Below are 22,044 nucleotides of genomic sequence, written 5' to 3' on the forward strand. Positions count from 1 at the left end.
TAAATAAATAAGCTCAAATTTTTTTTAATATACGCGGCGGATATATTTTTGTTCAAATCTTGTTTCTTTACTTATTGTGTAGAAACAGCCCTTTATGCTTATTGAAAAAATCAAAGTACACTTTTGGGTTTTCTAATTCCCACCATTGCTTTATGTCGACTGGATTAGCTTCTAAATCATATATTTTTGTAAACTCCATCGCCAGTAAAAACGGTGAGTGCGTTGCAATGATAAATTGACATCCGCAATAGTGAGCCATTTCCTCTATCATTTTGACAAGTTCAAGCTGCATTTTAGGAGATAGACTGTTCTCCGGTTCATCCAAACAATATAATGTGTCATTTTTAAATTTGGAATTAAAATAACTCAGGGCTGTCTCCCCATTGCTGTTCAGTTTAATTTCGGTGCCGGCGACTCTGCGAATAAACTCCCTGCGTGAAATTGATTTTTTTCTTGAGAGCACCTGTAACCTCAATGCTTCATAATCATCCATGCTATTCATTTTCACTGTATTGCCGAATTTCAGATTTCCCCATTCCGATCTTATATCTTCTGTGCTATCCACGATTTCATCGTTGTTTGTGCGGACTGTAAGCATATAATCAAAAATATCGTCACTTGTGATTATCCTACTTCCATTTGGAATTCGATGTTTAAATCCCTCGTCGTCAAGTCCAAGTTCAAATTTACAATGTTCAACATATGAACTGAACAATTCACTTGAATTGAATGGTGCAATACGATTTAGTTCCAATTTATTCGCTATGAGATTTAGAAGTGTGCTTTTCCCCGAGCCGTTTCCTCCATATAAAATTGTGATTTTTGAAAAGCTCAATTCGGAAAACCGATTTTTTGAGAAAATGCCACATGGGTAAGTTTCGTCGACATATCCAAACCTACCGCCATTGTATGCCATTCTTTGTTCTATCAATGAGGATTCTTCATCTATAGGCAATATGAATTTATCTAAATACATTTTCATTCCTCCGTAATTCATCTAACCTGCTCTTATGTTTTCTCTTCCGTTTCAATTTGAAGTTTTCAACTAGTAAACCTCCCTCAATAATGTGGGAGCTTCCTCTTCTAAAAGCATTGATTGCTCAATCCCCTTCCATTCATAGTCGATGTAGGTATTATAGCAGACGAAATCTACTTATCTTATCTTGGTTGTGCTAATCTGCTCGTTAGCTTAATGAAGCAACGTCAGTCTAATACTTTATTTTTCAGTCTAGAACTTTATTATCTTTTGACAATAGCGACAGTATGGACATGAGGTTGATCCATACTACCGCTATTTTTTGTTTCTGGAACGAATATGCCTAACTTACTTGCGAGCGAAGGTGTTATTTTGGAGAATTTTTTCGGTATTCGGATGGAGTTACCTTGTTGACCGTTTTGAACATTTTGGAGAAAAGGAGTACATCTTTATACCCTACAGACCGAGCAATATCTCCGATTTTAAGGGAAGTATTTCTTAATAGGGAGCACGATTTTTCAATCCTCAAATGCAATAAAAATTCCTGCGGTGACTTATTTAGTTGCTGTTTAAATAAACGATGCAAATACGAACGGTCAATTGAAATGTACTTGGCAATATCACTTACGGTAATGAAGTGTGAATAGTTTTGTTGAATGAAGAGAAGCGCTTCTTTAATATACCGCTGCTGTCTTACCTCAGGGTTGACTTCCTGATTAGGGTAAAGATCAAACATCAGATACAGAAATTCATACAGCTTGGATGCAAGCAACAGGTCCTTGTTGGTTTTCAGCGTAGAAGAAACCACGATGCTCTCCATACAGCGGGCAAGGCTGCCCTCCGCTTCAAACCGGAAAATGGGATTGTCCCTATGGATACAGGTCCGGCTTAGATATTCTTTTGCTTGCACCCCATTAAAACCAATCCAGGCATATTCCCATGGGTCGAGCTCATCCGCTTCGTAGTAAATTAAAACTTTCGGTTCAATAAAGAAAGCATCGTTTTTCTCCAAATGATAGATTTTATCGTTGACTTTAAAGATCCCTTTTCCTTTTAAAATAAAATGCACCATATACCCGCTTCGAATGGCTGGACCATAAGAGTGTTTGCTGGTACAGCTCTCTTTGCCACATGTGTATAGATTGAGATCCAGATTGTTATAGGAATGATTGGAAAAATGCGAACTCATTTGGTTTCACCCCTTAATTCATCTCTGCATATTATCACACTGTTTCATATAGAGTCTACATTATTCCATATAATTATTAAAACTATTCAATTATTATTAGAATGTAAACGATAAGCAAACAACATAATTTATAATTTTGGGAAATCGTACTATTAGCGCTATAAGGGGGTTGCTATGGCTATATACATCGATAAAGAGAAGCTTCTATTCCATTTACAAGGTAGCAATACAAGTTATGTCATGCAGGTTATACGAGGTGGTTATTTATCCCATTTGTATTGGGGAAAGAAAATTCAGAACTATCGGGGGAGCAATAAAATCATCTTTATGGATAGAGGATTTTCGCCCAATCCCGATGGCGAGGATCGAGCCTTTTCACTGGATACCATCCCGCAAGAATATCCGTCATTTGGGAATAGCGATTTCAGGATTCCTGCGTATCAGATTCAATTGGAGAATGGTTCTACCGTGACCGATTTCCGGTATAAAGAACATCGGGTTTTCCAAGGCAAACCAAAATTGAAAGGGCTTCCTTCTACGTATGCAGAGGATGATGGCGAAGTAGCAACACTGGAAATCGTCCTTGAAGACCCATTAATTGATGTAAAGGTTGTATTATCCTATAGCCTATATCAAAAGCGGGATGTCATTACCCGTTCAGTCCGTTTCGAGAATGAAGGTCGGCAACAGCTAAAACTGCTTAGAGCGTTAAGTGCTAGTGTGGATTTCCGTGATGATGAATACGAGCTCATTACCTTGTACGGTGCGCATAATAATGAGAAAAATATAGCAAGGCGAAAAATTGTACCCGGAATTCAAATGGTAGACAGCTGCCGTGGAGCTAGCAGCCCTCAACAGGCACCCTTTATGGCACTTGTAAGAAAAGGGACAGATGAAGAACAGGGTGAAGTGTACGCCTTTAATCTGGTGTATAGCGGGAACTTTACGGCCCAGACTCAGGTAGATTCCTATCGGAACACAAGAATCACGATGGGGATTAATCCTTTTGATTTTACATGGCTGCTTGAACCAGAGGAATCGTTCCAAACGCCAGAAGTGGTCATGGTATACACCGAAAATGGCTTGGGCGGTATGTCGAGAATTTATCATGATTTATACAGGAACAGATTATGCCGTGGGCCTTTTCGTGACAAGGAGCGGCCGATCCTGATTAATAACTGGGAAGCTACCTACTTTAACTTTGATGCCAACAAGATTGAGCAGTTGGCGAAGGAAGCTCAAAGTGTGGGAGTGGAGCTGTTTGTATTGGATGATGGGTGGTTTGGAAAACGAGATGATGACAATACTTCATTAGGCGATTGGGTGGTGGATCGTCGCAAACTTCCAGATGGATTGCCGGATCTTGCAAACCGCATTCGAAATCTGGGTATGGAGTTTGGTTTGTGGTTTGAACCTGAAATGGTATCCATAGACAGCGACTTATACAGAAAGCATCCCGATTGGTGTATCCATGTCCCTGATCGTCCGTATACGTTGGGAAGAAATCAGCTGATGTTGGATTTATCGAGGAAGGAAGTGTGTGAATACGTTATTAAATCGGTTTCCGATATTTTATCGGATGTTCCAATTACTTATGTAAAATGGGACATGAATCGTCACATGACGGATGTGGGTTCGGCAGCCTTGCCACCTGAGAGACAAAGGGAGACTGCGCATCGTTATATCCTGGGACTCTATAATATTATGGAAGAGCTTACATCAAAGTTCCCCAATGTCTTATTCGAGAGCTGTTCTAGCGGAGGAGGCCGTTTTGATGCCGGCATGCTCTATTACATGCCTCAGACCTGGACGAGCGATAATACGGATGCCATTTGCCGACTGAAAATTCAATGGGGAACAAGTCTTGTCTACCCGCCAATTACCATGGGGGCACACGTTTCCACAGTACCCAACCATCAAGTGGGTAGAATAACTCCCTTGGAGACAAGAGGTTATGTCGCCATGGCCGGGAATTTAGGATATGAGCTGGATTTGACGACATTAACCATTGAAGAAAAAGAAGTGGTGAAAAAACAGATAGCTCTATATAAAGAAATGAGATCGCTCATTCAGTTTGGAAATTTTTACAGAATGATTAATCCGTTTGATGAAAATGAAGCCGCATGGAGCTTTGTGTCAGAGGATCAAACGGAAATGGCGGCCAGCTATTTCAAGGTTTTATCCCAACCCGCTGCCGCGATTAAAACGTTAAAATTCAAAGGTTTGAATCCAGACTACGTTTATAGAAATGTAGAAACCGGTGAGCTGTTCGGCGGTGATGAATTAATGCATGTTGGCATAACGCTTGCCAGGGTGAAGCAGGACTTTTTAGGCATGTTCTGGAGATTTGTTAAAGAAGAGATCTGATTCAGCTAGAGGAGGGTTTACTAGATGGAAGCAAAAGAAAAGCGGTATAAGCACATTTCTCAAGAAATTTTAAAATATATCGGTGGTGAAGAGAACATTATCGGTGTGGCCCATTGTGCCACAAGATTAAGAATTGTACTTGAGGACAATGAAAAAGCGGAATTAAAGAAGATTGAAGATATTGATCTGGTTAAAGGTGTTTTCATAGCGGGGGATCAACTGCAGATCATTTTTGGAGCAGGGTTGGTCAATAATATATATGCCGTGTTCTCCAAACTGACCGGAACAGAAGATATGTCATTAAGTGATGTCAAATCAAAGTCCGCACAAAAGCAAAATCCTTTTCAAAAAGCCATTAAATCGCTGTCAGATGTCTTCATTGAGATCATGCCGGGAATTCTCGCCGCCGCATTGTTAATGGGGATAACCGGGCTGTTAGGTCAGAAGGGGTTATTTGGTCCTAAATCGATTGTGGAGATGTATCCAATTTTTCAAGGGATTAATCGCTTTGTTCAAATCGTTTCCACGGGTATTTTCACCATCCTGCCGCTGCTTGTTGTTTATTCTGCAACCAAGAGATATGGCGGTCGTCCTATTCTGGGGCTTGTGCTGGGTGCGATTATGCTGCATCCGGCCCTGGCGGATGCCTTTGAGGTAGCTAAAGGGAGTCAAAATCCGGAATCGATCAGTCTTTTTGGCCTTCCCGTACAGTTGGTTGGATTTCAGGGTGGTATTATTATTGCTCTGATGATGGGGTATGTGGTAGCCAAATTGGATCAATTTTTTAACAAAAAGGTTCCAGACATGATTAAATTATTTTTGGCTCCTTTGCTGACGGTCTTTGTTTCTTCCCTGCTATTGTTCACGATTATCGGCCCTCTTGGGCGAGAGTTGGCCAGTCTGGTCACCGTTTCGCTGCTTTGGATGACGCAAAATCTTGGAATATTCGGTTTTATGTTTTTTGCAGGCATTCAGCAGATCATTGTTATTACAGGCTTACATCATGTTATGGGTGCGGTAGAAGCGCAGCTGTTAACCGATACAGGCAGAAATTTTATCAACCCATTGGCATCAGTAGCTTTGATGGCTCAAGGGGGCGCCGTTTTGGGGTATATTCTTTTGAATCGCAAAGACACTAAAGTTAAAGAATTGGGTTACTCTGCATTCGGGTCTGTACTTTTTGGAATCTCGGAACCAGCGATCTTTGGGGTCACTTTAAAGTATAAGTTCCCCTTAGTTGCTGGATGCCTCGGAGGAATGGTTGCGGGAGCATATGTATATTTAAGTAAACTGACAGCCATAGGATTCGGAACCACGGCTCTTCCGGGCTTTGCAATTGCAGCGTCGGATAATCACGGTCATATCAATTATCTTATCGCTCATCTTATTGCCCTGTTATGTGGAGCATTATTTACATTGGCTTACGGTGCTATCAAGAGCAAGAGGTCACGAGCCTGAACCAAAAGAACATTAGCAGGTTGAAAAAATTAAGCTTTTATGAAAACGGTTAAAGGAGAGAATATTTGTGGAATGGACAAGAGAGCATAGATGAAAAAATTAAAAGGGCCGTCCTCCGTCGTTATAAACGACCGAGGATGGCCCTAAGTTTTACATAGGTATGCATGTACATTCGTTAAAGCTAATCGATGCCACCATCGCTTTCAATCAGCCCTTTGCCGATTACATTGGCCGAAACCGGAGGCTTGCCGAGCTCCCGAGACCATATGGACAATTGCCCAATATGGTGGATTTGGTGGGCAATGACATGGCGCATCACCTCGCCCCAGGCATCCATTACAATTCTGCCGTCCGGGAGGTGATCTTCAAACCTTTTCCGTTCCAGACCATCATGCCAGGCGAGCACGAACGGCTCGACATCGAGTCGAAACTTCCCATCCAGCTCACGGACCTTGTCGAGCGTATCATACAGAGAGAAGTCCTCCTGAAAGTCGGGTTTGCCCTGAATCGTTTGAATCCAGCTCCACTCCACGTCAACGATATGGAAGAGTGTCTTTAGAATGCCGCCGACTCCGCCGACGCGTTGTTTCAGTAATTCCTCCTGCGACACCTCTTCACACCAGCGGTACCATTGTTCCCGAATCAACCAGTTGTAACGAAAAAAAGTCTGCATCCATCAACCTCCAGAGCCATATTTGAGAATCATCTCCACCAGTTTACCATAGGATGCCAAAAGGGCTGTCTCATTCGTAGAAAATCTACTTTTGAGACAGCCCTTTATTATAGGATTAGAATGTTGCTACTGGCTTATTTCTTTGCAGCCGCGTAACGTTTGTTGACTTCATCCCAGTTGATTACATTGTAGAAAGCTGAAATGTAGTCTGGGCGTTTGTTTTGATATTTCAGGTAGTAAGCATGCTCCCAAACGTCCAGTCCAAGTACCGGAGTCAGACCTTCAAACAGCGGGCTATCTTGGTTTGGAGTGCTAGTGATCGCCAGTTTGCCGTCTTTGCCGACAACCAACCAAGCCCAGCCGCTACCAAAACGAGTTGTAGCTGCTTTAGTGAAGTCTTCTTTAAATTTGTCATAGCCGCCCAGTTCATTGTTGATTGCTTCAGCAATTGCACCTGTTGGCTGTCCGCCACCGTTAGGACCGATAACTTCCCAGAACAGGCTGTGGTTGTGATGTCCACCACCGTTATTGCGAACCGCAGTGCGGATGCTTTCTGGAACGCTGTCCAGATTAGAGATCAGATCCTCCAGGCTTTTGCTTTGCAGTTCGGGAGCGCTCTCCAGAGCTGCGTTCAAGTTTGTAACATATGTGTTATGGTGACGATCATGGTGAATTTCCATTGTCTGTGCATCAATGTGCGGTTCCAGTGCGTCTTTTGCGTAAGGAAGTTCTGGTAATTGAAATGCCATAGTAAATCCCTCCTGGTTATATGGTTGGGTAAGTGTTCCTATGTAATAATACCCTCGACAGTTATATTAAACCGCATTCAGCCTATTTAATCAACATTTTTGTTTGTAAAATAGCAAACTGGGCAATACGGCCTGGTAGATAGCATGTCCAAAAACCCGCTTAGAATACACAATACATAGGTAATAAGAGGTAAATTGTGAACATTAAAATGTAAACGCTTTATATACAGCGCTTACATGAGAAAAAGGGATGTATTCCGTCAAAAAGTATGGTTTAATGGTCAAGGAAGCAGAAATTTCGGCTTTTTTGTCGTCTGCTATAATCTGTCATGTCTATGACATGACGAACTTGAGGGCATACACCCTTTTCCTGTTCTTCATTTCATATATAGCAGATCGTATGCATTTTTATCATAATGCCTTGTGATTAACACCATGATAAGAAATTTAAGGATTTATGTAAAAATGACGGTGCTGTCTCAATTTTTTTATTATGCTTACGAAAAGGGAGATATTACTTATGCACGTTCGTTCCTTTCAATTAAGTGATGTGAACTCAGTAACGGAACTCATGCAAATTGCCTTGTCAGAGGAGTGCTACAAAGAGACGGTGAAAGCATTTGCCCGTCAGCTTTCGTGGGATTCCGGTTTGATTATCGTTGCAGAAGAAGAGGGAGAGATCGTGGGTGCTTTGATCGGCACGATCGATCAGAATGATGGTTGTTACTATCGTATCGCTATTCACCCGGATCGTCGTCGGATGGGAATCGGCAAATCGCTTGTGGAGTCCATGGAGCAGCGTTTTCAGCAACGTAAGGTTAGCCGTATTTGGGTAGCAGGGGACAAGCATAACAGTGTGGCCATGCCTTTGTACGAAGCGATGGGCTATGGAGCAAGCCAGATTTTACAGGCTTTTCAGAAGCTGAGTATTTTGGCGCCTCATTAATTGGAAATCGAAATAAAGAGAATTGAATAACATTAAGTATAATATTTACATTTAGAGCATATCTGAGTAACCGTTGCAATCGGGTACGGGATATGCTTTTCTATTTATAACAGGGTTGAGGAGGTTTAATTATGGACGCTTTGGCTCCTTCGTCAGGCCCGCCTCCCTCGCCGGAAACGTCCAAACAAGCAGGTCGCTCTGGTTACATACGCGATTGGTTAGTCACTCTTCTGATCGCTATGGTCGTCTTGCTGCTTCTGAACCTGTTTGTATTTAACTTGTCCACGGTTAGAGGACATTCGATGCAGCCGACGCTAATGGAAAGCCAGCATTTGTTCGTTAACAAGCTGGTTTATAATTTTCATGATCCGGGCAGGGGGGACATTGTGATTTTAAAAGATCCCGATTCCAAGCTGTCGAGCCCAAGATTTTTAGTGAAAAGAGTCATAGGTATTCCCGGAGATGTAATCCGAGTTGAACATAATCATTTGTATGTGAACGGTGAACTGCTAAATGAACCTTACACCAACTCTGACGTGGAGGATGGTGATTATGGTCCTTTTACGGTGGAACCGGGGCACTTTTTTGTCATGGGAGATAATCGCCATACTGCAGCAAGCAAGGATAGCCGCTATTTTGGCAGCATTAAATCTCAAGATTTACTGGGACGTGCAGAATTTATATTTTGGCCGATATCTGAGTGGAAGTGGCTATAGAGCAACTAAAGTCTGAAATCAAGGAAAGGAAGAGGATGATGAAAGAAGTGATGGTATATACCGACGGTGCTTGTTCGGGAAATCCGGGTCCTGGGGGCTGGGGGATCGTTCTGCTGTATGGGGAGCATCGTAAGGAGCTGTCAGGTGCCGAGAAAATGACGACAAACAACCGTATGGAGATTAAGTCCGTGATTGAAGCACTGAAGCTGCTCAAGGAGCCTTGCCATGTGAAAGTACACAGTGACTCTGCCTATGTCGTCAATTGCTTCAAACAGGGCTGGATTAAGAACTGGCTTCGTAATGGCTGGCGCAACAGTAAAAATCAGCCAGTGGAGAATAAGGAATTATGGGAAGAGCTGTGGGAACTGATGGGTAAGCATGAGGTTGAATATGTGAAGGTTAAGGGGCACAGTGACAACGAACTGAATAATCGCTGTGATTTTCTGGCGACCAGTGCTGTTAAAAATTTACGGTAGCATCTGCTGCTATTTTCTGTTGAAATTTGAGATATGAGAATTTTGCAAATCCTCATATCTGTAATGATAAAAAGTGGAAGAGAGGTGAGTATCGGATGCAACGCGGATTGACTCAGGCGGCTGCCGGAACCGCTTCGACTTGGGCTTCGCTCAAGCAGGAAATTATTGAGGCGGCTCCAGGGCTGGGTATCGACTCCATCGGGTTCGCATCCGCCGACCCCTTTCTGTCTCTGAAAGCTATATTGGAAGAGCATCGTGCGAAAGGCTATGAATCCGGCTTTGAGGAGCCAGATATTGATAAGCGGATCTACCCGGAGCTGTATGGCTCACAGCCTGCATCTCTGATTGCTATTGCAGTGGCGTATCCTTCCAAAATGAAGGACCCACCGAAGTCGGACAAGGGCAAGTACCGTGGTATTTTGGCGCGTTCAGCCTGGGGCAAAGATTATCATCTGGTATTGCGCGAAGCGATGGAAAAGCTTGAGGCTTTTATAAGCGAGCGGGTGCCTGATGCCATTATGAAAAACATGGTGGATACCGGAGAACTGTCGGATCGAGCCGTTGCGGAACGGGCAGGGATTGGCTTTAGCGGCAAAAATACGATGATGATTTCACCGACGCTGGGTTCATGGATCTATCTAGGTGAGCTGTTGACGAACATTCCTTTCCAGCCAGATGAACCGGTAACGGAGGGGTGCGGCGAGTGTACCAAATGTTTGGACGCCTGTCCTACGGGCGCGCTTGTGGGTCCTGGACAGCTGAATGCCCAACGGTGTGTGTCCTTTTTGACGCAAACGAAGGGCTTTCTGGATGAGGAGTTTATGCGGAAGATAGGGAATCGGCTGTATGGATGTGATACCTGCCAAATGGTATGCCCTAAAAATCGGGGTCTCAACTGGGATCACCATCCCGAGCTTACACCCGATCCTGAAATTGTGAAGCCGTTGCTGCTGCCGTTATTGGATTTGAGCAATCGCGAATTTAAAGACCGATTTGGTCAAAGTGCGGCGGCCTGGCGGGGGAAGAAGCCGATTCAACGCAATGCAGTCATTGGTCTTGGCAATTTCAAGGATGTTAGCGCGGTGCCCAAATTGACGGAGGTTTTATTGGATGATCCGCGTCCCGAGCTGCGAGGCACGGCGGCGTGGGCTTTGAGTCGAATAGGAGGGGAAAACGCTATGACAGCGATCAAGCAAGCATCAGAGAAGGAACAACATGAGCAAGTACGCGAAATGATCGCACAGGCGCATTCCAAGCTAGAGGAACAAGAGCAGGCAGAAGAGCTAAAGGCATCTGAATTATCAAAATCAGAAGTAACGGCCGGGGATTCACAGAGTCCAACCACCATTTATTATGATGAGATGGAGACACCTGTGGGCACGTTAACGCTGTGCGCTACGGATCGGGGGCTGTGCCGAATAGACTATGGCGTTTTTCATGCGAAGGAAGCACTGCTTCAGCAATGGGCCCGAACATGGATTGGGGAATATGTCTATGTGCAGGAGCCGGAAAAGCTGCGCGAAGCTGCGGACCAACTGCGTGAGTATTTTGCCGGAGAACGGCGGGAATTTAGTATAGCTTATGATTTGAGAGGGACTCCTTTTCAAGAGCAGGTGTGGCGTGCACTGCAAAATATTCCGTACGGACAAAGTGTGTCCTACAAAGATATTGCGGAATCGATCGGACGAGCCAAGGCAGTACGTGCTGTGGGTGGAGCCAATAACAAAAATCCGTTACCCATTCTGTTTCCATGTCACCGAGTATCGGGTGCTAACGGAAGTTTGGTCGGTTATGCTGGAGGCTTGCCAGTCAAGACGAAGTTGCTGGATTTGGAGAAACAATAAGGACATATGTTTGCAAAAAGTGATTTGCTAGCTGTCCCATGTTTTGCTATGATAGGTTCGTGTGTAATTCAAGATGTTTCATATAAATATACAGAGGTGACGACTTCGTGGTGTGGAATATTGTCATTCCGATTATTACCCTGATTGCTGGTTTGGTTGGGGGATTTTTCATCGGTGCTTATTATCTTCGTAAACAGCTTGAGAAGATGCAAAACGACCCTGAAACGCTGCAAAAAATGGCTAAACAGATGGGTTACAACCTGAATGGGAAACAAATGCAAAAAGCCCAGCAGATGATGAAGAACCAACAGTTCTCCAAAAATCAGCCTGGTCCGCGTAAAAATCAGGGCCGTCGGAAATAATGAGCAACGTGAGTACGGATGCCGCATGAGGTTGCTGCATAGAGGAGGATTACTGTGGCTGGCGTAAAAGATTATATTAACCGCAAAGCTGCGGATAACCGGGATAAAATCGAGTACCATGTGGAGCAGATTTTACAACTGATCGGTGAGGACCCCAAGCGTGAAGGGTTGTTGGAAACACCGGCACGCGTTGCGCGCATGTATGAGGAAATATTTGCGGGTTATGAGGTTGATCCCCGGGATGCGCTGGGTGTGACATTTGACGAGAATCACGAGGAGCTTGTGATCGTGAAGGACATCGTCTATTACAGCCAGTGTGAGCACCATATGGCTCCTTTCTTCGGAAAAGTGCATATCGGCTATGTACCCAGCGGCAAAATTGTAGGATTGAGCAAGCTTGCACGCCTGGTAGAGGCAGTGACCCGCCGATTGCAGGTACAGGAGCGTATTACTTCACAGATCGCTGATATTTTAAATGAAGCGGTCTCCGCTCACGGGGTTATGGTAGTCGTAGAAGGCGAGCACCTGTGCATGTGTGCAAGAGGTGTCAAAAAGCCTGGTAGCAAAACAGTAACGTCTGCGGTACGCGGTACGTTTCGTGATGATGCAGCGCAGCGCGCAGAGTTTCTGTCGCTGCTTAAGGATTGATCGAACATCGCAAGACGTTTATGTGATGAACAAAAAAGGGTGGTTTACGCATAGGCGTAGCCACCTTTTTTTGTTAACATCAGATATAAACGACGGGATAGCCGCCTTAAAATTACGATTAGCCTATGGATAACAGTTATTTTTATAGATAGGGGATAACGTATGGAGAATGTACATAGATCAACAGAAAAAACAACAGCTTTGCCTGAGTTGCAGTGGTTTGAAGCACCACTTGCGGACACTCAGGAGGACGTTTTGTCTCCGCTGGCTTGGGAGGAGCTGGCCTGTCGGCAAGTAGGGAAAGGAGCTGCACCCATTTTGCATCTTTGGCGGCATCCGTCAGCGCTTGTGATCGGTCACCGGGACCGCAGGCTCTCTTACGCCCCACAAGCGATGGAGCGAGTGCGCAACGCGGGAACTTCGGTATGCGTACGCCCCTCAGGTGGAGCAGCCGTCATGCTGGACAGGGGGGTGCTGAACCTGTCCTTGATCCTGCCGAATCCACAGCGGGCCATCAGCCTGCATGAAGATTTTCGGCTCATGGCAGCGCTAATTGCCGATGCGCTGGTTCCGTGGTCTGGCGAGGCGCAGACCGGAGAAATCCCCGGGTCCTTCTGTCCCGGGGATTACGATGTCAGCGTCCGGGGCCGCAAGTTTTGCGGCATTGCACAGCGACGTCAAGCCAAGGCGTATATCATCACAGCCTTCGTGATGATTGAGGGCAGCGGTGCAGAGCGTGCACAGGCGGTACAGCAATTCTATACAGAGGCAGCCGGAGATACTTCGACAGGCGTGCAGCAGCAGGATTACCCCCGGGTGAATCCAGCAACGATGGGTAGCCTGGCAGAGCTGGCTGGAGTGCCGTCTGTTGAGGCGTACACGGCATCTTTGCGCCGTGTCGTCGAGAGCCAGACAGCCATTTCACCTGCCGATAGCTGGCTGGTACAACCGGAAGGATGGACCGAACAAATGGCAGCGCTCAGAGAGCTATACGATTTGCAGGTGTAGTTTGTCTTTAGCTTAGAAGCCTATTAGTGCGTGTTCAAAAAGTCGGCTTTTCAGGACCGAGAAAGTTGGATGAAGCTAGGGACTGAGTAGCGGAGCGTAGACAGATCTACGTGAGCAACGGAAGGCCCGGCTGAATTCAAGATTCGACGTCGAATCCGCTTCTTGAATAGCTTCGTTATGGAAAGACGACTTTTTGAACAACCTCTAGAAGGGTTGCCATCTCAGCTTGGAGGCTTGATCGTAGCGTGCTTCCACTTCAGGCCAGTTAACGACATGCCACCAATCCTCAATGTATTTGTTGCGCTCGTTTTGATGCTTTAAGTAATATGCGTGTTCCCACACATCTATCGCCAGCAGCGGAATGGACTCCCATTGAGTCAGATTCTGGTGCTTTTCGGCCTGCAAAATTTCAAGCCGTCCCGCGCGCGGACTCCATACCAGGATCGCCCAGCCGCCACCCTCGACCTTTTCGGCTGCCGAACTGAATTGTTTTTTGAATGCATCGTAGCTGCCAAAATCTTTTTTAATCTGTTCAGCCAGCGGTCCGCTTGGGTTTCCACCGCCTTGAGGACTCATGATCGTCCAAAAAAGAGTATGCAGATAATGGCCTGCGCCGTTGAATGCCAGTTCGCGTTCCCAATGTTTTACGAGATCAAAATTACCTGTTTTTCGGGCTTCTTCCAGCTTCTTTTCCGCTTTATTCAGGTCATTCACATAGCTCAAATGATGCTTGTCATGGTGAATGCGCATCGTTTTTTCATCAATATACGGTTCAAGCGCATTATAGGGGTAAGGGAGCGGTGGGAGTCGATGTCCTCCAATAGGAACCGACCGGCCGATTGAGGTTTTTTCCGTTGCCGAAGGTTGAGCCTGGCTGGATTTGACGCCTTTAGTCGTCCATGTGCCTTCTCCCCTTATGCCTGCCTGACGTTCTCGAAACGCTTCCTCTGGGTAATTCTCACCCTCTGTCGCTACATGATACAACCCAGCAGCCCTTGCGATGGAGCCAGGTTCTTGAAAGGGGGTTGTCGAGATCAGGAAATATTGGCTTTCATGTGCCGCGTGTAATACAACTCCAGCGGATTTTGGCTGCTGACGCAATGCATGACTGTGCTCGCTCAGCAGACCGAGCTGCCGTACATACTCCTGTGACTGGCGGTTTGCGGTTTGTAGCAAATCGTCCAATCGACGATTTAATTCTTGTGAGTCAGGCTGAGCGTTTAATGCTGACTCTGACGATGGCATCTTTACAGATGATGATGCGTCTAATCCCCTTGACTGTTTTGGAGGTTCAGTGAATTCGTGTGTATGTGCTTGTGGGGCAGCCGACAGCTGTTTCCATTCCTGATGCCACGCCTGATCTGCCGGATCAAGTGCGCTCCGTTGCTCTTCAAGCAACTCTATGGCGGTGCGTTCCGTCTGTTCGAATACAGTCCGCCAATCATCCAGCAGCCGTACATAAGTAGGCTCCAGTCCCTCGGTAGCGGATTTAATCACTTCCACATGCCAACTTTCCTGCTGCTTCCAATGCCGAATTTCCTCCAGCACACGTAAGGGCAGGAAAGACCCATAAGTACTCAGCATCGTTTTATACCTCCCGTATCCCACTATGGCTATCCGGCGGATCTGGCAGATCTGCCCTGGATGCATACGTACCCAGTATATTCGCTGTCCTATCGGGAATATGTCTATGAACTCGCTTAATTTGGTCACATCTGTTACGTAGAACAAGAATACCATGGTAAACGAAAAAGAAGCCCAGCTACGGCACGGGTTAGTGTCCGTAGGCAGGCTTCTTCAAGGTGAAGAATTAAATACAGTTTTTTTGAAAAATAATTCTTTACTTTGTAGTCGTTTGTTTGTGGGCATCAGCGATCGTTTTCTTGTCCTCCAGCTCCTGTACACTGCTTAGAAACGTCGATACCCGCCGTAGATATTCACGGGGATGCTCTCTGAAAATAAGCTCATGTATTCCGTTTTTGACAATCCATACACTGGAAAGTGGGTTGGTTTGATTGGCAGCGAGCTTTTCCGCAATAGGATAAGGAGCCTTTTCATCCTGTGTACCATGCACAAACATGATCGGGAACGGATAGTTTTCCTTTTTAACCTCCTGATATGGAATCTGATGCAAGCTGGTGCCGTTCAAGACTGGAAACAGCAACTCCAGAATTTCCAAAGACGGATGTCTTGGCAGGTTAATTTGATTGTGAATGTTATGGTACAGCGTATCCGGCTCCAACAGGAAAGTGCTGTCCAAAATCATTGCGTCCACATCCTTGGTTTGCAAGCCCGCCTGAAGAGCGGTTCCTGCCCCCATGGAGAAGCCCCATACGATAATCTCCGACGAGCCGCGTTGCTTCGCAAGCTGGATCGCTCCGAGAAGCTGCTGGGATTCCGCTTTGCCTCCGGTTGCGACTGATTTGCTGTTTTGTGACGCGAATCCATAATCGAACATGACCACATTAAAGTTCAAACTGTGGGCATAATGCGCCAGATCATACATGGGAATCCAGCTTTCTTCGCGGTTAGCTCCATAACCATGGCTGAAAATAATCGTTTTCCGCGATTGATCCGCCGGGATATACCAGCCTTGTACCATGCGGCTACCATCCTTGGCAGGGAAGCTGACTTCCTCATAAGGCATGTTTTTGGCCTGCATCGGATTAGAGTACAGCGGCGCGACGGTAGGATTCGTAAGTACCCATGCGATGTAAGCATGCAAGGCAATAAAACAAAACAACAGAAAAAAAACGACCGACAGCAGCAGAGCAATCACAACGTGCTTGAACCGCAGCAGACGGGGATTAAAGAGTGGGGTGGACGGCTCCTGAACAGCGGTCTGTAGCTGAGAGTTGCGCTGGGATGTAGAAATCATGTAAGAGCCTCCTTATATAAAATTGATCTTCGTTTCAATAGAATTTAGGTATAATTCCACTTGAAAATGATAGTGTATATCCGTATAGATACCTATTATCGTATGATGGGGGTTATCCAAAGTCAACGCCTGAACCGGAAAAGTAAAAATGATGCAAAGAATTGTCGATGTTTGTTCTCGTTCTGTAATATGGTTGTCACAAAAACATCGGTTTACAGTAGCCGCGACTATTCTATATAATTTATGTAACCATGTTTCATAGTGTGAAACGAATATGGATACAAGAGGAGCGGTTCACGAATGGAAGACCGTAAATTAACCGTTCGCGCTGTAGAGCGTGCACTTGATATATTGCTGTGTTTTACCGCAGATTCGGATCTTGGCCTAACGGAGATTGCCTCCAAAATTGGTCTACATAAAAGCACGGTTCATCGGCTGCTGACTACGTTGGAGGATCGGGGCTTTGTCGTTCGGAATGCCGAAACGGAAAAATATCGACTTGGCTTCCGCATTTGGGAGCTATCCACACATTTGTCCCAAAGTGACGAGCCGGCGGTGTTGTTACAGCCTGCAATGGAAGGACTGCGTGACCGTCTGGGCGAAACGGTCAGCTTGTACTTACGGGACGGCAGCATGCGTATTCGCATACAAGCCGTGCAGAGCAATCAGGCGATCCGCAGGGTTGCGCCTGTGGGTGCGCGTATGCCGCTGGCTGTAGGAGCCTCCAGTAAGGTGCTGGCTGCCTTTATGCCGCCGCAGGAGCTGGAAGCCCTGCTAAGCGGGAATGAATGGCCGCCCTCGGTAGACGCGGAGGTCTATAAAGCCCAGCTGCAGGACATTCGCGAGAAGGGCTATGCGACCAGCTATGAAGAACGGGAGCCAGGGGCCGCTGCTGTGGCAGCACCAATTGTGAACCGGAAGGGACAGGTCACTGCGGCTTTATCTGTATCCGGTCCGGTCAGTCGGCTTGCACCCGAGACGCTACATGACTTTGCTCCGATTTTGATCGAAGCGGCGAAGGAAATGGGGCTTATGCTTCCGTAACAAGAATGAATGCAGTTGAAGCAAGCAAAGTGATTTGGTGAGGAGCGTCTTCTTGCTAAATGGAACCTAGAAGGGTTGCCAAAGCCATAAATTTGAAGTAGTCTGATAAGGATGGCGGGATGTCTGTTATGTCCGCCTCATGTGAATAGAAGTATCGCAGTTACTGGGGGAGCCTGTAATGCCGGGCTGAGATGGAATCGTGTAAGATTCCGGACCCTTTGCACCTGATCTGGATCATACCAGCGTAGGGAAGTAATCGGCCATTGAAATGTATACGCAGCTGCTGTCTACGGTGACGCATTGGAATAGGATTATTCCACATGTGCACGGTCTGGATAGCTGCCTCGTTAGATTAGCCGGTTCCCTCGGGAACCGGCTTTTTTGCATAGATCAGCGCCACCCTGGGAATGGTTCCGGATCGGTGTGTCATTTCATCGAAACAGGAGGAATGGACAATGAAGCCGACAGAAGTAGAAGGAACAAAAGGAACAGAATTTAAATCAGCAGAAGTAAGGTTGGCAGGAACAAGGGAAGTTGGGGTAGAGAAGACAAACGGGGAGCAAGCCAGTGGGGTAACGCCCTTTCCAGGGAGCCGTAAGGTATATATTCAAGGCTCGCGGCCGGACATTGCCGTCCCAGAGCGGGAAATTGCTCTTCATCCTACACATACGCCGCAGGGCACGGAGCATCATGAGCCATTGCGTGTGTACGATACGAGCGGTCCCATGACTGACGAAGCCTATCAGGTCGATATCCGTCAGGGCCTGCCTCCATTACGGCGAGCTTGGGCACTGGAACGGGGCGATGTGGAGGCTTACGAGGGACGCGCCGTCAAACCGGAGGATAATGGACTGAAACCTGGCTCCAAACGGGAGACAGTTGAATTTCCCGGCGTGACCAACCGTCCGCTTCGTGCTTCGCAAGGTCGTACAGTGACGCAAATGCATTATGCACGGCAAGGGATCATTACGCCCGAAATGGAATTTGCGGCGATCCGCGAAGGGGTGGAGCCTGAGTTTGTACGGCAGGAATTGGCGGCTGGACGAGCCATTTTGCCTTCGAATATCAATCACCCGGAAAGTGAGCCGATGGTCATTGGGCGTCATTTTCACGTGAAGATCAATGCGAACATTGGTAATTCTGCGGTTACCTCCTCGATTGAGGAGGAAGTGGAGAAAATGACCTGGGCTGTGCGTTGGGGCTCGGATACAGTTATGGACCTATCCACAGGCCGTAATATCCATACCACACGTGAATGGATCATTCGGAATTCTCCTGTACCGATTGGAACTGTGCCGCTGTATCAGGCACTTGAAAAGGTGAACGGCGAAGCAGAAGCGCTGACGTGGGAGTTGTATCGCGATACGCTGATCGAGCAGGCGGAGCAGGGAGTGGACTATTTTACAATTCATGCGGGTGTATTGCTGCGGTATATACCGATGACGGCGAATAGAATGACGGGAATTGTGTCCCGTGGCGGGTCGATCATGGCAGCCTGGTGCCTTGCGCACCATCAGGAGAATTTTTTGTATACACATTTTGAAGAAATCTGCGAAATTATGAAAGCCTATGATGTGGCCTTTTCTCTCGGGGATGGTCTACGTCCAGGTAGTATCTATGATGCGAATGATGAAGCACAGTTTGCAGAGCTGGAAACGTTGGGCGAGCTAACGCAAATCGCATGGAAGCATGATGTTCAGGTCATGATTGAGGGGCCGGGACATGTCCCTATGCATAAAATCAAAGAGAATGTGGATTTGCAAATGGAGATTTGTAAGGAAGCTCCTTTCTATACCTTGGGACCGCTCACGACGGATATTGCCCCCGGATATGATCATATTACCTCAGCCATCGGGGCGGCGATGATCGGTTGGTTCGGGACGTCCATGCTGTGCTATGTTACGCCTAAGGAGCATTTGGGTCTTCCGAATAAGGATGATGTCCGTGAGGGTGTCATTACCTACAAAATTGCGGCACATGCTGCCGATCTGGCGAAGGGCCATCCACGGGCGCAGCAGCGGGATGATGCTTTGTCCAAGGCACGCTTTGAGTTCCGCTGGCGGGATCAGTTCAATCTGTCGCTTGATCCCGAGCGGGCCTTGTCCTACCATGATGAAACGCTACCAGCAGAGGGAGCCAAGGAAGCACATTTTTGCTCGATGTGCGGCCCCAAATTTTGTAGTATGCGCATCACGCAGGACATTCGCGCCTATGCAGCGGATAAGGGGCTGAACACCGAAGAAGCAGTGGCCGCTGGGATGCGTGAGAAGGCAGAGCAGTATCGGGATGGCGGTCAGTAAAACGAATGTGTGAGTTTAGGAACGCATGAATCAAAAAAAGCCGTGGTTCTCTACAGTCGATGTAGGAAACTACGGCTTTTTGGCTTATGTAAAGCGAGTCATGCAACCGGATAAACGGCGCCTTATTTTTTACCCATTTTTTCATTCAAAATGTCCTGAAAGCTGAGCTTCTTCTCCGAGCTATCTTCTTTCTTCTGCATACTCACCGCGTTGGCACGTTGGTATTGGTGGTGAAAGGGCATCAGGGTGTGGACGGTTAAGTTCATTGTATTCATGTAGATCATTCCTCCAATTCCATATTGTCAAATTCAGATTGAGTTGCTTTGGACGTCTGTATAGGACTATTTGTATGTACTTGATGTCGCAATGCTATGTAGGTTGCTTGGTTATGTTTCAATCATTATACCCACATTTATTCAAAGTAAAACGCTTTTGACATAAAACAGGAAGATGGTCATGTGTGTTCAAAATGCCGATTAGGAGGATGGTCGTTTTAGGGGAAAATGTGCCTAGGTCTAAAACAAGGGCTTGAGGCCCGTTTTCTTAGTTTAGTAGTCGGGATTGTGTTTTTTTGTCGAATAACCTTGTAAAAGGAGGGTTTTGCGGACTCCTCAAGTCAGGATTGAGGCAGTCTGGTGGCGAATTAAAGTGTCAAAGTTGTATTGACTTTATGTTTGGTAGTAGATACCATGAACTGGTTGTCAGCGTATTTTGACAACAAGAGTCAGCCAATCGATCTGGCGATTCATCCTTTGAAATGTTAGAGAGAGGATTAGAGCATATATGAAAAAATGTATTGCAGACATCGCATTTATTATTCTGGGTGCGTTTTTTTTCGCGCTAGCTGTTAATCTGTTTGTGATCCCGAATGAGTTTGGCGAGGGGGGCGTTACAGGGGTCACAATCATCCTGTACTACCTGTTTCAGTGGTCTCCCTCGATCGTTAATCTGGTGATTAATGGCTTGCTGCTGATTGTCGGATATAAATTTTTAGACAAGAGAACGACCTTGTACACTATCATTGCGGTCGCTTTTAACTCGCTGTTTTTACATTTAACAGTCAACTGGCGGATTGATTCGCATGAGCCGACGATTAATGCCGTATTTGCCGGAGTTTTGGTGGGGGTTGGCATAGGCCTAATCGTACGGGTAGGCGGCACTACGGCGGGTACGGTCATTTTAGCACGGATTGCCAACAAGTATCTGGATTGGAATATCAGTTATGGCCTGCTGTTTTTTGATTTGATTGTCGCATTCTCTTCCTATTTTATTATTGGCCCGGAGAAATTGATGCTAACTATCGTTATTTTGTACGTTGGTACGAAGGTGATGGACTTTATGATCGAAGGACTGAACCCCAAAAAAGCGGTCATGATTATTTCGGAGCACCAAGATAAAATTGCCGAGATGGTCATTACGAAAATGGATCGTGGAGTTACTGTCCTGTCAGGCCACGGTTATTACACTAAAAATCCAAAAGAAGTGCTGTATATCGTCATTAGTAAACAAGAGGTATCGGCGCTTAAAAAGATAGTGAAAGCCATCGACACAGCAGCGTTTATCACCATTCATGACGTGCGGGACGTGTTCGGAGAGGGTTTTCTGGATATTTCGAAGTAACTGGTGGTGTGAAGATAAGGTAATAGGAGAATAGGGTGAGAAGTCGGTCCTGAGGGATCGGCTTTTTGTTTTTGTGATGTTTCTTCCATTTTTGGTATTGGGAAATATGCATAATAAAGAGGAGTCACTCAATTCTTGTTATATGGAGGGTTTGGCGGGATGGAGAATAAGGGTAATTATGATGTAAGTTCCGTTGGCTGCTTTCGAATGAAAAGGCATGGAAGAAGACGCATCGTATCTCTGCTTATATTTGGATAGCCTTTGGCTTAATCGGGATCGCTATAGGATTAGGACAGGAAGTTAATGTGTATATGGTGCTCGCTTCTTGTTTACCGACGATGATTAGTTTTGTTACTTCTCTCTTTCTAAGCCATAGGTATAAAAATATAGACTGCTGATATCTGTATAATGCGGATCGATTTAGCATATTAGGGGGATTTCCATGAGGAGTAGATTGAATTTTTCTAATGTATTGTCTTTTCTTATTTCTGTTTTGCCTTTCATTATCTATCTTTTCATGTATCCGAGAATGCCTAGGAATGTAGCAATCCACTACAATTTCAATGATGTGGCTGACCGTTTTGTTGACAAATCCTCCCCTGAGGTATGGTTGTTGTGTGGAATTGGCCTCATATCTTTTATGATTATGCTTATGCTCCAACCCTATTTCAGTCGTCAGTTCAAGAGCGAAGAAGGCTCTGCAATCATGGAAAGCCTGCCTGGTCTCTTCACACTCCTTATAACCCTAGTGTTCTCAGTTCTCGGCATATGTTTCCTTTTAAAGGCTTAA

General features: G+C 46.0%; 21 protein-coding genes and 1 riboswitch. Of the genes, 14 read left to right on the plus strand and 7 right to left on the minus strand.

Going from position 1 to position 22,044, the window contains the following annotated elements; translation table 11 throughout:
* Positions 1 to 67: 67 nt before the first annotated feature.
* Complete coding sequence (locus ACWA2B_RS09250) at positions 68 to 997, minus strand: AAA family ATPase (RefSeq protein ID WP_090738462.1); 930 nt, start codon at positions 995 to 997, stop codon at positions 68 to 70.
* A 346-nt stretch (positions 998 to 1,343) separates the two neighbouring features.
* On the minus strand, positions 1,344 to 2,165 hold the full coding sequence (locus ACWA2B_RS09255; protein WP_069011274.1) for an AraC family transcriptional regulator: 822 nt from the start codon (positions 2,163 to 2,165) through the stop codon (positions 1,344 to 1,346).
* A gap of 174 nt (positions 2,166 to 2,339) precedes the next feature.
* Between ACWA2B_RS09255 and ACWA2B_RS09260 the strand changes: the two genes are divergently transcribed.
* On the plus strand, positions 2,340 to 4,532 hold the full coding sequence (locus ACWA2B_RS09260) for an alpha-galactosidase (RefSeq protein WP_069011275.1): 2,193 nt from the start codon (positions 2,340 to 2,342) through the stop codon (positions 4,530 to 4,532).
* Positions 4,533 to 4,556: 24 nt separating this feature from the next.
* Entirely contained in the window at positions 4,557 to 5,990 is a 1,434-nt protein-coding gene (locus ACWA2B_RS09265; protein ID WP_069011276.1) for a PTS transporter subunit EIIC, read from the plus strand.
* Between the two features lie 181 nt (positions 5,991 to 6,171).
* On the opposite strand, the gene ACWA2B_RS09270 is transcribed toward ACWA2B_RS09265, so the two are convergent.
* Together ACWA2B_RS09270 and ACWA2B_RS09275 are read right to left on the minus strand one after the other, a co-directional pair.
* Positions 6,172 to 6,663 (minus strand): DinB family protein, encoded by a 492-nt coding sequence (locus tag ACWA2B_RS09270; protein WP_069011277.1) that lies wholly within the window; start codon positions 6,661 to 6,663, stop codon positions 6,172 to 6,174.
* Between the two features lie 134 nt (positions 6,664 to 6,797).
* Entirely contained in the window at positions 6,798 to 7,412 is a 615-nt protein-coding gene (locus ACWA2B_RS09275) for a superoxide dismutase (RefSeq protein ID WP_029515786.1), read from the minus strand.
* A 520-nt stretch (positions 7,413 to 7,932) separates the two neighbouring features.
* On the opposite strand from ACWA2B_RS09275, the gene ACWA2B_RS09280 reads away from it, so the two are divergent.
* The 7 genes from ACWA2B_RS09280 to ACWA2B_RS09310 all read left to right on the plus strand — a co-directional run bounded on the left by ACWA2B_RS09280 (position 7,933) and on the right by ACWA2B_RS09310 (position 13,412).
* Positions 7,933 to 8,358: a GNAT family N-acetyltransferase gene (locus ACWA2B_RS09280; RefSeq protein ID WP_029515785.1), complete on the plus strand. Its 426-nt coding sequence runs from the start codon at positions 7,933 to 7,935 to the stop codon at positions 8,356 to 8,358.
* Positions 8,359 to 8,489: 131 nt separating this feature from the next.
* On the plus strand, positions 8,490 to 9,074 hold the full coding sequence (lepB, locus tag ACWA2B_RS09285; protein WP_029515784.1) for a signal peptidase I: 585 nt from the start codon (positions 8,490 to 8,492) through the stop codon (positions 9,072 to 9,074).
* Between the two features lie 38 nt (positions 9,075 to 9,112).
* The gene (gene rnhA / locus ACWA2B_RS09290) at positions 9,113 to 9,550 is read left to right on the plus strand and encodes a ribonuclease HI (protein ID WP_023986996.1); all 438 of its coding nucleotides are present in this window, start codon (positions 9,113 to 9,115) and stop codon (positions 9,548 to 9,550) included.
* Between the two features lie 95 nt (positions 9,551 to 9,645).
* Positions 9,646 to 11,394 carry a tRNA epoxyqueuosine(34) reductase QueG gene (gene queG / locus ACWA2B_RS09295; RefSeq protein ID WP_209949421.1) on the plus strand — a complete coding sequence of 583 codons (1,749 nt, stop codon included), beginning with the start codon at positions 9,646 to 9,648 and terminating at the stop codon, positions 11,392 to 11,394.
* Positions 11,395 to 11,501: 107 nt separating this feature from the next.
* Positions 11,502 to 11,756 carry a YneF family protein gene (locus ACWA2B_RS09300; protein WP_013308742.1) on the plus strand — a complete coding sequence of 85 codons (255 nt, stop codon included), beginning with the start codon at positions 11,502 to 11,504 and terminating at the stop codon, positions 11,754 to 11,756.
* Between the two features lie 54 nt (positions 11,757 to 11,810).
* Entirely contained in the window at positions 11,811 to 12,404 is a 594-nt protein-coding gene (gene folE, locus ACWA2B_RS09305) for a GTP cyclohydrolase I FolE (protein ID WP_013308743.1), read from the plus strand.
* Positions 12,405 to 12,566: 162 nt separating this feature from the next.
* Positions 12,567 to 13,412 carry a lipoate--protein ligase family protein gene (locus ACWA2B_RS09310; RefSeq protein WP_069011279.1) on the plus strand — a complete coding sequence of 282 codons (846 nt, stop codon included), beginning with the start codon at positions 12,567 to 12,569 and terminating at the stop codon, positions 13,410 to 13,412.
* A 204-nt stretch (positions 13,413 to 13,616) separates the two neighbouring features.
* Here ACWA2B_RS09310 and ACWA2B_RS09315 read toward each other — a convergent pair whose 3' ends face one another.
* On the minus strand, positions 13,617 to 14,996 hold the full coding sequence (locus ACWA2B_RS09315; protein WP_029515780.1) for a Fe-Mn family superoxide dismutase: 1,380 nt from the start codon (positions 14,994 to 14,996) through the stop codon (positions 13,617 to 13,619).
* Between the two features lie 256 nt (positions 14,997 to 15,252).
* The gene (locus ACWA2B_RS09320; protein WP_029515779.1) at positions 15,253 to 16,290 is read right to left on the minus strand and encodes an alpha/beta hydrolase; all 1,038 of its coding nucleotides are present in this window, start codon (positions 16,288 to 16,290) and stop codon (positions 15,253 to 15,255) included.
* A gap of 300 nt (positions 16,291 to 16,590) precedes the next feature.
* Here ACWA2B_RS09320 and ACWA2B_RS09325 point away from each other — a divergent pair, with 300 nt between their 5' ends.
* Both ACWA2B_RS09325 and thiC read left to right on the plus strand, forming a co-directional pair.
* Positions 16,591 to 17,334, plus strand: coding sequence for an IclR family transcriptional regulator (locus ACWA2B_RS09325; RefSeq protein ID WP_039270658.1), 744 nt, complete (start codon positions 16,591 to 16,593; stop codon positions 17,332 to 17,334).
* 155 nt (positions 17,335 to 17,489) lie between these two features.
* Positions 17,490 to 17,602, plus strand: a riboswitch (TPP riboswitch).
* A 187-nt stretch (positions 17,603 to 17,789) separates the two neighbouring features.
* The gene (gene thiC / locus ACWA2B_RS09330) at positions 17,790 to 19,634 is read left to right on the plus strand and encodes a phosphomethylpyrimidine synthase ThiC (protein WP_069011280.1); all 1,845 of its coding nucleotides are present in this window, start codon (positions 17,790 to 17,792) and stop codon (positions 19,632 to 19,634) included.
* Between the two features lie 122 nt (positions 19,635 to 19,756).
* Here thiC and ACWA2B_RS09335 read toward each other — a convergent pair whose 3' ends face one another.
* Positions 19,757 to 19,909 carry a hypothetical protein gene (locus tag ACWA2B_RS09335; RefSeq protein WP_010348453.1) on the minus strand — a complete coding sequence of 51 codons (153 nt, stop codon included), beginning with the start codon at positions 19,907 to 19,909 and terminating at the stop codon, positions 19,757 to 19,759.
* Positions 19,910 to 20,417: 508 nt separating this feature from the next.
* On the opposite strand from ACWA2B_RS09335, the gene ACWA2B_RS09340 reads away from it, so the two are divergent.
* The 3 genes from ACWA2B_RS09340 (at position 20,418) to ACWA2B_RS09350 (ending at position 22,044) form a co-directional block, all read left to right on the plus strand.
* The gene (locus tag ACWA2B_RS09340) at positions 20,418 to 21,254 is read left to right on the plus strand and encodes a YitT family protein (protein WP_029515776.1); all 837 of its coding nucleotides are present in this window, start codon (positions 20,418 to 20,420) and stop codon (positions 21,252 to 21,254) included.
* Positions 21,255 to 21,451: 197 nt separating this feature from the next.
* A complete protein-coding gene (locus ACWA2B_RS09345) occupies positions 21,452 to 21,652 on the plus strand; it encodes an SdpI family protein (RefSeq protein ID WP_341071914.1) in 201 nt (66 codons plus the stop codon).
* A 44-nt stretch (positions 21,653 to 21,696) separates the two neighbouring features.
* A complete protein-coding gene (locus ACWA2B_RS09350; RefSeq protein WP_449291956.1) occupies positions 21,697 to 22,044 on the plus strand; it encodes a DUF1648 domain-containing protein in 348 nt (115 codons plus the stop codon).

This window comes from Paenibacillus sp. CMM36 (assembly GCF_053570945.1).

Coding starts and splice junctions, on each gene's coding strand:
- ACWA2B_RS09250 (WP_090738462.1), bottom strand. CDS start 997: ATGAATTACGGAGGAATGAAAATGTATTTAGATAAATTCATATTGCCT.
- ACWA2B_RS09255 (WP_069011274.1), bottom strand. CDS start 2,165: ATGAGTTCGCATTTTTCCAATCATTCCTATAACAATCTGGATCTCAAT.
- ACWA2B_RS09260 (WP_069011275.1), top strand. CDS start 2,340: ATGGCTATATACATCGATAAAGAGAAGCTTCTATTCCATTTACAAGGT.
- ACWA2B_RS09265 (WP_069011276.1), top strand. CDS start 4,557: ATGGAAGCAAAAGAAAAGCGGTATAAGCACATTTCTCAAGAAATTTTA.
- ACWA2B_RS09270 (WP_069011277.1), bottom strand. CDS start 6,663: ATGCAGACTTTTTTTCGTTACAACTGGTTGATTCGGGAACAATGGTAC.
- ACWA2B_RS09275 (WP_029515786.1), bottom strand. CDS start 7,412: ATGGCATTTCAATTACCAGAACTTCCTTACGCAAAAGACGCACTGGAA.
- ACWA2B_RS09280 (WP_029515785.1), top strand. CDS start 7,933: ATGCACGTTCGTTCCTTTCAATTAAGTGATGTGAACTCAGTAACGGAA.
- lepB (WP_029515784.1), top strand. CDS start 8,490: ATGGACGCTTTGGCTCCTTCGTCAGGCCCGCCTCCCTCGCCGGAAACG.
- rnhA (WP_023986996.1), top strand. CDS start 9,113: ATGAAAGAAGTGATGGTATATACCGACGGTGCTTGTTCGGGAAATCCG.
- queG (WP_209949421.1), top strand. CDS start 9,646: ATGCAACGCGGATTGACTCAGGCGGCTGCCGGAACCGCTTCGACTTGG.
- ACWA2B_RS09310 (WP_069011279.1), top strand. CDS start 12,567: ATGGAGAATGTACATAGATCAACAGAAAAAACAACAGCTTTGCCTGAG.
- ACWA2B_RS09315 (WP_029515780.1), bottom strand. CDS start 14,996: ATGCTGAGTACTTATGGGTCTTTCCTGCCCTTACGTGTGCTGGAGGAA.
- ACWA2B_RS09320 (WP_029515779.1), bottom strand. CDS start 16,290: ATGATTTCTACATCCCAGCGCAACTCTCAGCTACAGACCGCTGTTCAG.
- ACWA2B_RS09325 (WP_039270658.1), top strand. CDS start 16,591: ATGGAAGACCGTAAATTAACCGTTCGCGCTGTAGAGCGTGCACTTGAT.
- thiC (WP_069011280.1), top strand. CDS start 17,790: ATGAAGCCGACAGAAGTAGAAGGAACAAAAGGAACAGAATTTAAATCA.
- ACWA2B_RS09335 (WP_010348453.1), bottom strand. CDS start 19,909: ATGAATACAATGAACTTAACCGTCCACACCCTGATGCCCTTTCACCAC.
- ACWA2B_RS09340 (WP_029515776.1), top strand. CDS start 20,418: ATGAAAAAATGTATTGCAGACATCGCATTTATTATTCTGGGTGCGTTT.
- ACWA2B_RS09350 (WP_449291956.1), top strand. CDS start 21,697: ATGAGGAGTAGATTGAATTTTTCTAATGTATTGTCTTTTCTTATTTCT.